Origin of the sequence: Ureibacillus sp. FSL K6-3587 (assembly GCF_038593165.1) — a bacterium.
Classification (GTDB): domain Bacteria; phylum Bacillota; class Bacilli; order Bacillales_A; family Planococcaceae; genus Ureibacillus; species Ureibacillus suwonensis.
On sequence record NZ_CP151969.1, the window covers coordinates 1,367,195 to 1,379,018 of the forward strand.

Here is an 11,824-nt window from a genome sequence, read left to right on the forward strand (position 1 = left end):
GAGCGCTATGAAGGTTAATAATCGATTCCTACTTATGTCAGTGCTGATTTTTGCATGTTTCCTGCTGGTTGCATGCACATCCCAAGCTTCTGACTCAGAAACTGGCAAGAAAAAAGATAGTTTAGTATTGGCAATCGGCTCAGAACCGACCGATGGATTCGATCCGACGACAGGTTGGGGCAGGTACGGTTCCCCATTGTTTCAAAGCACCTTGCTTACACTGGACCGAAATTTCAATGTGCAGCCGGATTTGGCCGTGGACTATAGCGTGAGTGAAGATGGATTGGAGTGGACTGTAAAAATTCGCGATGATGTGAAGTTTTCCGACGGTGAGCCGCTGACAATCGAGGATGTGATATTTACCTTTGAAACGGCCAAAAACAGCCAATCAGTGGTGGACTTACAAAACTTAAAAAAGATTGAAAAACTTGATGCCCAAACAGTGAAATTTGTTTTAGAAAGACCCCAATCGACCTTTTTATACACATTAACAATGCTAGGAATTGTGCCGAAACATGCCTATTCTGAAAACTATCGGGAAAATCCAATTGGCTCTGGACCATATAAGTTAGTGCAATGGGATAAAGGGCAGCAGCTAATTGTCGAGGAGAATCCTTATTATTACGGAAAAAAATCTCCTTTTAAAAAATTAACATTCCTCTTTTTATCCCAGGATGCCGCATTTTTAGCGGCAAAAGCGGGACAGGTGGATATTGTATCCGTTCCGCCCAATTTGGCAAAGGAAACCATTCCTGGAATGAAGCTGATTGCACTGGATAGTGTGGACAATCGCGGAATTATGATGCCAACCCCAGAACCGGGACTTGATTTGGAAACAGGAATCAAATTCGGACATTTTGTAACATCGGATCTCGCCATCCGCAAAGCGCTCAACATTGCCATTGACAGAGAAAAGTTGGTTGATGAGGTACTTGAGGGATTTGGAACTCCCGCCTTTTCAGTAGCGGACAAACTGCCATGGTGGAATGAAGAGACCGTTTTTGAAGATGGGGATATAGAAGCGGCAGAACAAATTTTAATGGATGCCGGATGGCGGAAAAACGCGGATGGAATTTTTGAAAAAGACGGGGAGAAGGCAAGGTTTACATTGGTGTATCCTGCCAGTGACCAAACGCGCCAATCGTTGGCCATTGCATTTAAACAAATGGCCAAAGAAATCGGCATTGAGGTCAACACGGAAGGCAAAAGCTGGAGTGAAATCGAGGAAGTCATGCATTCAACGCCAGTCGTTATGGGCTGGGGAAGCCATGACCCGATTGAAATGTATCATCTTTTCCACAGCAAGTTTCGCGGTCAAGGTTATTCGAATGCAAACTATTACTCCAACGAAAAAGTAGACCAATATATGGATCAGGCGATTCACGCCACATCCCAGGAAGTGGCGAATGAATATTGGAAGAAGGCCCAATGGGATGGAGAAACGGGCTTTTCCGCGCTGGGCGATGCTCCATGGGTTTGGTTGGTGAATCTTCAGCACTTATATTTTGTGAATGAACATTTGAATATAGGCGAACAGAAGATACAACCCCATGGACACGGATGGCCGATAACGGAATTTATTGCAGATTGGACATGGGAAGAGTGAGTATGGAAAGAAGGTAGAGGGCATTGCAACTCTTGAATATAGGAAAATTTATTCTATTGCGCACATTGAAATTTGCCATATTGCTATTTGCCGTTGTCTTGTTCTCTTTCATACTCGTCAGCTTCTCGCCTGTCGATCCCATCCAATCCTATCTCGGGGCGGAGATGATGGTGGTCAGCGAAGAGCAAAAGGAACAACTTGCTGAATATTTTGGTGTCGATGAATCAAAAACACAGCAATTTCTTAATTGGTTGAATATGTTTTTGCATGGGGATTTAGGCACTTCCCTATTGTACCGGCAAGAGGTGCTGTCCATCATTCAAGAAAGGTTTCTCGCCTCCTTTATGCTGATGGCCATTTCCTGGATTATCTCCGGCATTTTTGGCTACGCATTAGGTGTGATTGCGGGGATGAATGAAGGATCTTGGATGGATCGGGCAATCAAATCTTATTGTTTCATCCTCGCTTCCACCCCGGCCTTTTGGATAGGGATATTATTGCTGATTGTCTTTTCCATGTGGCTCGGCTTATTTCCGATTGGTTTGGGGACCCCGATCGGGATGCTATCAGATGAAGTGACCTGGCTGGATCAAATAAAGCATATGGTGCTCCCTGCTTTGACATTAAGTATCATTGGCGTTTCCAATATCACCCTTCATACAAGGCAAAAAGTGATGGACGTTTTTAACACCGAATTTATACGATTCGCACGGGCAAAGGGGGAAGAAGGTTTCCGGCTTTTTGCCAGACATGGTTTGCGAAATACGTTATTCCCTGCCATCTCTGTGCACTTTGCCTCATTTGGAGAATTGTTTGGAGGGGCCATTTTAGCTGAACAAGTATTTTCTTATCCGGGTTTGGGACAAGCCATCGTCCAAGCAGGAATGAATAGTGATGTTCCCCTGTTGCTGGGAATCGTTGTATTTAGTACGTTGTTTGTGTTTATCGGCAATTTATTGGCCGATTTGTTGTATTACCTCATCGATGTACGGATGAAAAATGGTGAAGCGATATGAAAAATCATTCCATTACAATTGGACTTGGAAATACGGTCCACCGCAAACGGGTGTTGATGAAATTAACCGTAACCGCATTGTTATTTCTGATCATTGCTTTTAGCGGGTTTTTGATCGGAGATGAGCAGATCGAGGCGAATATGAGTGAAAAAAATCTTAGCCCTTCCGTCGAACACCTCTTTGGAACGGATTGGTTAGGAAGGGATATGTTTTACCGCACATTTTTAGGTCTTCATTTAAGTTTGCAAGTCGGCTTGCTGGCGGCAACGATCAGTACATTAATAGCCCTTATCTTCAGTTTGTTATCTTCTATAAACAAATTTTTCGATGCAATTGTAACAGGTCTTATCGATTTGTTTTTAAGCATCCCCCACCTTGTGGCTTTGATTTTAATTGCCTTTGTATTAGGTGGAGGAGTAAAAGGCGTTGTGGTTGGCATCGCTCTTACCCATTGGCCTTCGCTGACACGGGTGTTGCGTGCGGAACTGATGCAAATCAAATCGGCCGAATATGTACAAATATCTAAGAAATTAGGAAAATCCCGTATGTGGATCATCAGGCGGCATTTCTTACCGCAATTGATGCCCCAATTATTTGTAGGATTTATATTATTGTTTCCACATGCCATATTGCATGAATCGGCCGTCACCTTTTTAGGATTTGGCTTATCGCCTGAACAGCCGGCCATTGGCATTATTTTATCGGAATCAATGAAATATTTGACGACCGGCATGTGGTGGCTTGTGCTGTTTCCCGGATTATCATTGATTTCAATGGTTGCCATGTTTGATGTGTTGGGAAATAACCTGCGAAAATTATTGAATCCGAATTGAGGAAAGGATTTAATCAATGAACATAGTTTATGAACTGAAACATGAAACAAATGAAGAGATAGAGAAAGTGCAAACCCATTTTTTGCTGGAAATAAAAAACATGTCTTTAACGATTGAACGGTTTAATAAAGGGTTTGCCCGTGAATGTTTGTATGCCATAAGGGATTTTCATTTACAGATTCAACATGGAGAAGTGGTGGCCGTTGTTGGGGCGAGCGGGTCAGGCAAAAGTTTGTTGGCGGATGCCATTTTGGGGATTCAGCCAAAAAATTCTGTGATTGAAGGTTCGGTGAATTACGAAAATCAACCGCTGACCGAGAAAAGGAAAAAACGGCTGCGCGGCAATGACATCATGCTTATTCCGCAAATGACCAATGCTTTGGATCCGTTGATGAAAATTGGAAAGCAAGTAAAAGCATTGGTGAAACAGAAAAATAAGCAAAAAACGGTGGAAGAAATATTCCGGAAGGTGGGATTGGATCCGGAGATATATCACCAAATTCCTTCCGCATGTTCAGGCGGGATGATTCGCAGAATTTTTATCGCCATGGCATTGGCAAGTGAAGCGAAGTTGATTATTGCGGATGAACCAACCAATGGATTAGATGCGGAAGCGCTTGACGAATTGTTATTCCAATTAAAAATGTTGGCAAGGGATCATCGGGGTGTGGTCATGATTACCCACGATTTGGAAGCGGCAATGAAAATCGCAGATAAAATTGCGGTGTTCTATGCGGGGGAAACGGTTGAAATTGTGGACAGAAAACATTTGAAGAAGGGCGGGAAATTCCGTCATCCTTATTCAAGGGCGCTTTGGAATGCATTGCCGCAAAACGGGTTTATTCCTATTGAAGGTTCACAGCCTTCCCCTGCAGAAGAGCTGGCAGGCTGTTCCTTTGCAGATCGTTGTCCAATCGCGACGAGAAGATGCAGGGCGGAAAAGCCTGAATTACAAAAGATCGGAAAATACGAGATGGTAAGGTGCTTTTATGCTTAAGTGCAAAAATATCAGTTTCCAGTACAATCGTTCAACATGGCTGTTTCGAAACGTTAATTTTGCGTTGGAACGGGGCGAAATCGTCGGCATGTTCGGCAAAAGCGGTTCTGGAAAGACGACCCTTGCGAAAATCATGGCGAACTACCTTTCCCCTGCTGAAGGGGAAGTCATTATTGACGGAGAAAAGAGCGTTTTTCCAAAAGTTTATCCGGTGCAGTTGATTTGGCAGCATCCTGAACAAGCCATCAACCCAAAATGGAAGCTGTCGGAAACAATCGAGGAAGTGGAGGAGCTGGATAAAGAAATCATTGATATCCTTGGTATAAAAAGAGAGTGGTTCAATCGCAGGCCCCATGAACTCTCCGGCGGCGAGCTGCAAAGGTTTTGCATTGCCCGCGCCTTTCATCCCGATACCCGGTATATTATTGCCGATGAAATTACCAGCATGTTCGACGCCATTACACAGGCGCAAATATGGCATGCCCTCATTCGGCTTGTAAAAGAGCGGAATATCGGAGTATTGGCCATCAGCCATCACATTTCCCTGCTGGAACGAATTAGCGATCGCATCATTGATTTTAATCAATTAAAAAGCTGTCCGATGTAAATGTTTCGGACAGCTTTTACAATTTAGTATTAGTTGGAAAGAACTTTTTCCAGGTGTTTGATGGTTGGTGTCAAATTTGCAAAGAAATAGGCTTCGCGCAATCGGCGGGAAGGGTCGCAACCTTGCAAATACCCGGCGCTTGCGTTATGAAGCATGCTTGCTTGTGTGGCTTCCAATGTTGAATAGGCCGTTTCCAAGCGAATTTTTGCGATTTCTTTCCAGTGAAAAGACTCTTTTTTCAGTAATTGCTCGAGTTTCTCTTCAATTTGATGGATGGTTTCTTCAATATCACTTGCTTGTGTCGGCAAGAATTGATTGCACCCATTTTGTCTTGATTTCACTTTATGAATGGAATCAGTAGAAGCTTTCATGATACCGATGCCCAATGGGATTTGGTATAGAATGAATTTCGGACGAATCAGCTCGACAAACTCGTCGGCATTTTCCGCAAGCACATACTCATTTGGAATAAATACTTGATCGAATTGACAAGCATATGTGGCGCTGCCATTTACGCCTAAAAAACCGGCCTTTTCTTTGAGTTTTAGCCCTTTGGCATTGCATGGAACAAGAAACATCACCCGTTTACTTTCACTGACGCTCGCGATGGTGCCAAACCAATGGCTCTCCTCCAAATTTGAAACAGCCGGAAGAACGCCGGAAAGAATGTAGCCTCCGTCCGTTTCCTCAGCGCATAAATGCAATTTTTCGAGCCCGGCATAATATTTCATTGGATTGGATAAGCCTGTGGCAGCCAAAAGTTCCCCATTTTCAAATAAAGGCAGTAAACGGTTTTTGATGGTCGAATTGTTTGTATTCCGTATATACGTCAATCCGGCAAGGTGACACCAAAGGCAAAATGCCGTAGTCATACAAACTTTCGCCGTTTCTTCCACCAACTTCATTTCTTTTAGAAGGTATTCTGTTTCCGTTTTGCCTTCCGACCGGAAAAATCCTTCTTTTCCGAGCTCCAGCAAATAATCCCTCGCGTAATAGGCTTCCGTATCAATTTTCTTTACAAATGGTTTCAACTTTTGTTCGATGATGCTTTCCAGCAACGGTTTTTCCGCTAAGCTTTTCGTCAATGGCTTTCACCTCTACAACCCTTTCCATTGAAGGTAAAATAAATTATAATAAAACAAATAATTCAGACTAGTTTAGTAAGTTTAAAGTTATTTTATTATACCTTGTATAAAAAAACAACTGAAAATTAAAAAAAGTAGCAAAACCATTGATTGGTTTGCTACTTGGAAAGGATGGGCAAAACATTTACTCGTTAGGCAAAATTTCTGTAATGGAATCGATCGGTGTTTGAACGGCTTTACGGGCGCGTTTTACAGCTTCTTCATCCGGCGCATCGTAGAAGCATAAGCATTTTGTCATATCTTCACATACATAAGTTCTTGAGAATTTCACTTCCGGCACTTCCTGATAATGCACAGAGTTTTTCTGTTTTCTGGCAAGGTATTGCTCCATCGTTATATCTTCCGGGATATTCCATTCAACTAAGTAGTTGACAACTTCATTGCTTTTCTTTACTTCTTCCAAGTCTTTACCAACCAGGCGGACTGGTTTGACAAGTTGAACCGGGATGGAAAATTCTCTTAACACATCAGTAAAATCGGCGCGTTTTTCGCCTTCAAAGATAAAAAATGCACGAGTGAAATCTTTTGATACTTGCAGTTCAATTAAAGAGGCATTGTTTGCTGCCAATTTTTCCTGCAGTGACTTTGTAGTCTGATTCAATTCTTCTTTTGTAGATACAATTCCTTTTAAGGAAGATTCAACTAAATATAATCCCATTAATAAACCCCTCGCTTAAATTTAAATTTTAGTTTTCCGGTAAGGTTATAATATTATACTTAGTTAAAAAAATCAACTTTGTATATAAAATAATTTTTATGTTAAACTGGGAAAACGGAGGTAGGCTGAATATGGAAACAAAAACTCGATACGATATTCCTTGCAATATTGCACAATCGCTGAATATCATCGGCGACAGATGGACGCTGCTGATTATTCACGAAATTTTAGCAGGACATACGTTATTCAACGAGATCAAAAAAGGGCTAAAGGGCATTTCTTCCAATCTTTTATCTGAGAGGCTGAAATATTTGGAACAACAAGGAATCGTGGAAACCGAATTATATTCGGAGCACCCACCCCGCTATTGCTATAAATTGACGGACAGCGGAAAAGATTTGGAGGATGTTTTTAATGCCTTCATTATATGGGGAAGCAAACATTTAAAAAAATGCTATAAAAAAATTGTTGATGAAGAAACAGGCGATGAGATAGAAATTGGATATTATTCAAAAAGAACCGGAGAGCGGGTAAATAAAATTGCTGTCGTTCCGGTCAGCGATCCTGCTGAAAATGAATAAGCCAAAAGCTGACAATAGGTTGATGGGGTTCACAAACCCTATCACTATTGCCAGCTTTTTTTATGAAAAGGGATGTTTTCAAAAAATTCTTAAAGGTAGTTGAAAAATATTACAAAGTATAATAAAATAACTTAAAATTATAAAACTAAGTAATCTTATATACATTTATGATTTTAAAGGTGGGAGGTGGATGGGATGGTTCCGGATCGGCAACCAATGATTCAAATTCATCAAGTGAGTAAAAGCTTCAAAAAGAACAAACAAGATGTGCAAGTATTAGACAATATATCTTTTACTGTACAAAAAGGGGAAATCATCTCCATTTTGGGGGAAAGCGGCTGTGGAAAAAGCACTTTGTTGAATATCATCGGCGGATTTGAACAAGCGTCTGGCGGGGAAGTATTGTTAGATGGCATAAAAGTCAATGGGCCGAGTAGAAAATGCATTATGCTGTTCCAAAATTACGGTTTGCTCCCTTGGCGGACCGTGTTAAAAAATGTGGAGCTGGGGCTTGAAAAATCAATTAAAGATAAAAAAGAAAGAAAAGAGAAAGCGTTGCACTATATTCAATTAGTTGGGTTGCAAGGGAAAGAAAATATGTTTCCACATGAATTATCCGGCGGCATGCAACAAAGGGTGGGAATTGCAAGAGCCTTGGCCCTGCAACCGGAATTGATATTGATGGACGAACCTTTTGCTGCTTTGGATACATTTAATCGCTATTATTTGCAAAATGAATTGCTTCGTATCCAGGAGCAGGAAAAAACAACGATGATTCTTGTCACCCATGACATTGATGAAGCCATTTATTTATCCGACAGAATTTTTATTATGCATCCGAATCCCGGAAGAATCCATAAAGAAATCAAGATCCATCTGACGAAACCCCGGGACCGGAGCAACGGAGATTTTCAGTATTATCGAAACATTGTGTTTAAAGAATTCCACTTCAGCAGACCTGAAACTTTAATTGAGTTCAATATTTAACTCAACTTTCGCACACAGTAATATTTAAGCATTGCTTGATATAATTAGGTATAGTAACCAACCATTTATTCATTTGATTTTTAAAGATGTCCATGTTTAAAGAAACCTTGGATTCCGCCAAAGTTTGGAAAAGGTCAATAAGCGATTGAAGGGCAGTAATAAAATCTATGTCTTTTACATCTTCGCAAAGGATGTAAAAAAGGTTGCCAATCGTCTTAGGATCCTCCTCTTTTCGCATTTGCCAGGCAATGAGAATATATCGTGTAAAAACAATGGTTGTATGGCTAATTAACATGTCGTATGAACGACCCTGGAATTCTTTCCCTAAATTTAAAAAGGATTTATTGCATTTGAAGAAGACTTCAATGTCCCAACGCATGCCGTAAATACGAATGATCTCTTCATTTTCTAATGTTGTATCTGTGCTGAGAATAGCAAGCCATTCGCTCCGTTTATTACGGTTTCGTACAAATAGAATTTTTACTGGAATTCCATTGTCTAAAGTAGCATAAACGGATCCGAGAATGTCTTTTTTACCCATGTGCGTTTTTGCCAATTTGTAAAGTTGATTCAGTGTGAAACGTTCACCATTGTAAACGTATCGCTGCTTTAATTGCTTCACCATGCCAATGACAAATAACCCTTTGTTCGTAATCTTCTCAATTAAAGGCGCTTGTGTAAACCAGGAATCCATGAGAACATAGTCAGCTATAATCCCTTTTTCAAGCGCATGATCAAGTAAAGCTGAAGCCACGTCCGGTTTTGATTTCAGAGCTTCCTGGCGACGCTTATAGCCAGATGTTCGTTTATCAATATTGGTATTGATTTCTTGCAGGCGATTTTCCTTTTTCGGTGAACTTAGAAGAGCAAAATCAATAGGAATAAAAGTAAAACTATCGGTCCAGCCAAGGGTAAGCATTTGAAACCCTTTCAAGTACTGATGCGTAGAGTGATCAAAAACCTTAGCCAACAGTTCAACCGACTTACTACGGTTTCGTGAAAAGACAGAATCATCAATCACAAAAGCTGTGACACGATCTTTTGAAGTTAATGGTTGAAGCAGACGGATCATTTCACTGCTTAATGAAAGCAGAAACTTTCTCCAATGATAGGTTGGTGTATTTAAAAAGCGATAGACTGTATCCTTTCCGGGCAGATCCTGAGATCGTTTACTCATAAAAGCACGAAACCAGTTCTTATATTGGAAGACTAAAAGAAAAATCAGTTTGAAAACAGTAAGACAAGAATACCCGGAAAGTTTCGTAATATTCGCTTTTCTTATATGATATCCAATATTTAATTCGGAAAATCCTTGTTTAATTTCTTTTGGTAATTGCGCAAAGTAGTCTTTATTCGTTATCATAGTGGTGACACCTTTCTTTTGGATTTGGTTTCGTCACCAATATTTTACCAAAAGAATAGGTGTCTTTCTTTATGTTTTAAAAAATGTCAAATGATAATTTTGTACTTCCAAAACCCATTTACATCAAGCATTTAAACAAGATTTTGGACTGCGAAAGTTGAGTATTTAATTTTTGCAAATGAAAAAATAGATTGGATGGGTAGTCATGAAACGAATTAAAAAAGGGTTATTGTTTGTTCTTGCAACGATTCTTCTATTAAGTTTATATGCTTGCAATTCTGAAGGAGAGAATTCATCTGCAACAAGCGGAAATGGAAAGAAAACAATCAAAATCGGTTATTTGCCAATAACACATGCGGTGCCATTATTTGTGGAAAAAGAACTGGAAGAATATCAAAACTTTAATTTGGAGCTCATTAAATTTGGTTCTTGGACTGAGCTTTCCGATGCTTTGAATACAGGCCGCATTGATGGGGCATCCATGCTAATTACTCTTGCCATGAAAGCAAAGGAACAAGGCATTGATTTGAATGCTGTGGCATTAGGACATCGTGATGGCAACGTGGTGGTTGTCTCCAAAGATATTAATCAAGTTGCAGATTTAAAAGGAAAAAGTTTTGCCATTCCGCATAAATTCTCGACTCAAAATGTATTACTTTATCAATTGTTGAAACAAAACGGTTTGAAATATGAAGATGTAAATGTTGTGGAATTGCCGCCTGCGGAAATGTCGGCCGCTCTTTCTGAAGGGAGAATATCCGGCTATGTGGTGGCAGAACCATTTGGCGCCGTATCCGTCTCCCTAGATAAAGGAAAGGTGCTTTATCAAGATAATGAAATTTGGAAAAACTCCATTGACTGTTCATTAGTATTGCGCAAAGAGTTTATTGAACAGGAAAGCGAACTCGCACAGGAATTTGTGAATTACTATATTGCGGCGGGCCATGCTGCCGAACAAAAAGATGCGCATGTGAAGGACATGTTATCCAATTATTTGAATGTGGAACAAAATGTGCTTGATTTGTCTTTAGAATGGATTTCTTACGATGATTTAAAAATCAATCAGGAAGATTATGAAGAATTGTCTAATCATCTGGTGGAAATGGGACTCTTCGATAATCCTCCGGCATATGAAGACTTTGTTAACAATTCTTTTATAGAAAAAGCGAAGTGAGAGAATGAAGAACTATAAATTTTTCATTAACGCCATTATAGGATTTGCCATTTTAATTGGGGCTTGGCAGTTTATGGTTGTAGCGGGCGATTACGAAGCCGCTTTATTTCCACCGCCTTCTTTAGTGTGGGAAGGAATTGTATCTTTAATTACTGACGGAACATTATTGGTTCATTTGCAAGTAAGTTTATTGCGTTTCATTTCCGGTTATCTATCAGCGGTGGTTGTAGCCATTTTATTGGGACTGGTTCTTGGAAGAATTCCTTTATTATGGGGCGTGATTGACCCAATCGTTCAAGTGTTGCGTCCTGTTTCTCCGATTGCCTGGTCGCCGTTTATCGTGCTTTGGTTTGGGATTGGGAATATTCCGGCCATTGTCATCATCTTTATTGCCGCCTTTTTCCCGGTATTATTGTCCACTGTTGCAGCCGTAAGAAAGGTGGAACCTACTTATTTGAAAGTGGCCCAAAACTTTGAAATTAAGAAGTTCGAAATTTTGAGAAAAATTATTTTCCCGGCTGTTTTTCCGTATATTGCCAATGGCCTCCATATCGCGGTAGGAACGGCCTGGATCTTCTTAGTATCCGGAGAAATGGTTGGCTCCCAATCAGGCCTTGGCTATTTGATTGTCGATGCGCGAAATTCCATGAGATTGGATTTGGTGATGGCGGGTATTGTGTTTATCGGGGTTGCAGGCTTTATTTTGGACCGGGCAGTTGGCTTGTTTGAAAGCTGGATCAACCGTATTTGGGGAAGACAAAGTGCATAAGATTTCCCCATTTCTAAGAAAAAAAGCTCAATTTCTTCGCTGCAGGCAAGAATTTGGGCATTTTTTTTTTGAAAAGAGAGGATTTTCC

The 11,824-nt window shown here is 40.5% G+C and carries 12 protein-coding genes; 9 read left to right on the top strand and 3 right to left on the bottom strand.

The genetic code is table 11. From position 1 onward, the window contains the following. Positions 1 to 7 precede the first annotated feature (7 nt). Genes NSS77_RS06730 through NSS77_RS06750 form a run of 5 tightly spaced genes read left to right on the top strand, consistent with a single transcriptional unit; the run spans position 8 to position 5,059 of the window. Positions 8 to 1,606, top strand: a complete 1,599-nt coding sequence (locus NSS77_RS06730; RefSeq protein WP_342470913.1) for an ABC transporter substrate-binding protein — start codon at positions 8 to 10, stop codon at positions 1,604 to 1,606. A 23-nt stretch (positions 1,607 to 1,629) separates the two neighbouring features. Continuing rightward, positions 1,630 to 2,622 carry an ABC transporter permease gene (locus NSS77_RS06735; protein WP_342470914.1) on the top strand — a complete coding sequence of 331 codons (993 nt, stop codon included), beginning with the start codon at positions 1,630 to 1,632 and terminating at the stop codon, positions 2,620 to 2,622. After that, positions 2,619 to 3,455, top strand: a complete 837-nt coding sequence (locus NSS77_RS06740; protein ID WP_340434939.1) for an ABC transporter permease — start codon at positions 2,619 to 2,621, stop codon at positions 3,453 to 3,455. The genes NSS77_RS06735 and NSS77_RS06740 overlap by 4 nt, the downstream gene beginning before the upstream one ends. 16 nt (positions 3,456 to 3,471) lie before the next feature. Further along, a complete protein-coding gene (locus NSS77_RS06745) occupies positions 3,472 to 4,452 on the top strand; it encodes an ABC transporter ATP-binding protein (RefSeq protein WP_340434937.1) in 981 nt (326 codons plus the stop codon). Next, positions 4,445 to 5,059 carry an ATP-binding cassette domain-containing protein gene (locus NSS77_RS06750; protein ID WP_340434935.1) on the top strand — a complete coding sequence of 205 codons (615 nt, stop codon included), beginning with the start codon at positions 4,445 to 4,447 and terminating at the stop codon, positions 5,057 to 5,059. The genes NSS77_RS06745 and NSS77_RS06750 overlap by 8 nt, the downstream gene beginning before the upstream one ends. A gap of 29 nt (positions 5,060 to 5,088) precedes the next feature. On the opposite strand, the gene NSS77_RS06755 is transcribed toward NSS77_RS06750, so the two are convergent. Beyond that, on the bottom strand, positions 5,089 to 6,144 hold the full coding sequence (locus NSS77_RS06755; protein WP_342470915.1) for an acyl-CoA dehydrogenase family protein: 1,056 nt from the start codon (positions 6,142 to 6,144) through the stop codon (positions 5,089 to 5,091). A 184-nt stretch (positions 6,145 to 6,328) separates the two neighbouring features. Then, positions 6,329 to 6,862: a DUF4242 domain-containing protein gene (locus NSS77_RS06760; RefSeq protein ID WP_208651308.1), complete on the bottom strand. Its 534-nt coding sequence runs from the start codon at positions 6,860 to 6,862 to the stop codon at positions 6,329 to 6,331. A gap of 131 nt (positions 6,863 to 6,993) precedes the next feature. Here NSS77_RS06760 and NSS77_RS06765 point away from each other — a divergent pair, with 131 nt between their 5' ends. Further along, positions 6,994 to 7,443, top strand: a complete 450-nt coding sequence (locus NSS77_RS06765; RefSeq protein ID WP_342470916.1) for a helix-turn-helix domain-containing protein — start codon at positions 6,994 to 6,996, stop codon at positions 7,441 to 7,443. 195 nt (positions 7,444 to 7,638) lie between these two features. Beyond that, on the top strand, positions 7,639 to 8,430 hold the full coding sequence (locus tag NSS77_RS06770; RefSeq protein WP_342470917.1) for an ABC transporter ATP-binding protein: 792 nt from the start codon (positions 7,639 to 7,641) through the stop codon (positions 8,428 to 8,430). A 1-nt stretch (position 8,431) separates the two neighbouring features. On the opposite strand, the gene NSS77_RS06775 is transcribed toward NSS77_RS06770, so the two are convergent. Beyond that, positions 8,432 to 9,793: a transposase gene (locus NSS77_RS06775; protein WP_342468410.1), complete on the bottom strand. Its 1,362-nt coding sequence runs from the start codon at positions 9,791 to 9,793 to the stop codon at positions 8,432 to 8,434. Positions 9,794 to 9,998: 205 nt separating this feature from the next. Between NSS77_RS06775 and NSS77_RS06780 the strand changes: the two genes are divergently transcribed. After that, the gene (locus NSS77_RS06780) at positions 9,999 to 10,967 is read left to right on the top strand and encodes an ABC transporter substrate-binding protein (protein WP_342470918.1); all 969 of its coding nucleotides are present in this window, start codon (positions 9,999 to 10,001) and stop codon (positions 10,965 to 10,967) included. Between the two features lie 4 nt (positions 10,968 to 10,971). Then, positions 10,972 to 11,736 carry an ABC transporter permease gene (locus tag NSS77_RS06785; RefSeq protein WP_342470919.1) on the top strand — a complete coding sequence of 255 codons (765 nt, stop codon included), beginning with the start codon at positions 10,972 to 10,974 and terminating at the stop codon, positions 11,734 to 11,736. Positions 11,737 to 11,824 lie beyond the last annotated feature (88 nt).

What these genes read in the sequence shown, in the direction of transcription:
- NSS77_RS06730 (WP_342470913.1), top strand. Translation starts at nt 8, where the DNA reads ATGAAGGTTAATAATCGATTCCTACTTATGTCAGTGCTGATTTTTGCA.
- NSS77_RS06740 (WP_340434939.1), top strand. Translation starts at nt 2,619, where the DNA reads ATGAAAAATCATTCCATTACAATTGGACTTGGAAATACGGTCCACCGC.
- NSS77_RS06745 (WP_340434937.1), top strand. Translation starts at nt 3,472, where the DNA reads ATGAACATAGTTTATGAACTGAAACATGAAACAAATGAAGAGATAGAG.
- NSS77_RS06750 (WP_340434935.1), top strand. Translation starts at nt 4,445, where the DNA reads ATGCTTAAGTGCAAAAATATCAGTTTCCAGTACAATCGTTCAACATGG.
- NSS77_RS06760 (WP_208651308.1), bottom strand. Translation starts at nt 6,862, where the DNA reads ATGGGATTATATTTAGTTGAATCTTCCTTAAAAGGAATTGTATCTACA.
- NSS77_RS06765 (WP_342470916.1), top strand. Translation starts at nt 6,994, where the DNA reads ATGGAAACAAAAACTCGATACGATATTCCTTGCAATATTGCACAATCG.
- NSS77_RS06770 (WP_342470917.1), top strand. Translation starts at nt 7,639, where the DNA reads ATGGTTCCGGATCGGCAACCAATGATTCAAATTCATCAAGTGAGTAAA.
- NSS77_RS06775 (WP_342468410.1), bottom strand. Translation starts at nt 9,793, where the DNA reads ATGATAACGAATAAAGACTACTTTGCGCAATTACCAAAAGAAATTAAA.
- NSS77_RS06780 (WP_342470918.1), top strand. Translation starts at nt 9,999, where the DNA reads ATGAAACGAATTAAAAAAGGGTTATTGTTTGTTCTTGCAACGATTCTT.
- NSS77_RS06785 (WP_342470919.1), top strand. Translation starts at nt 10,972, where the DNA reads ATGAAGAACTATAAATTTTTCATTAACGCCATTATAGGATTTGCCATT.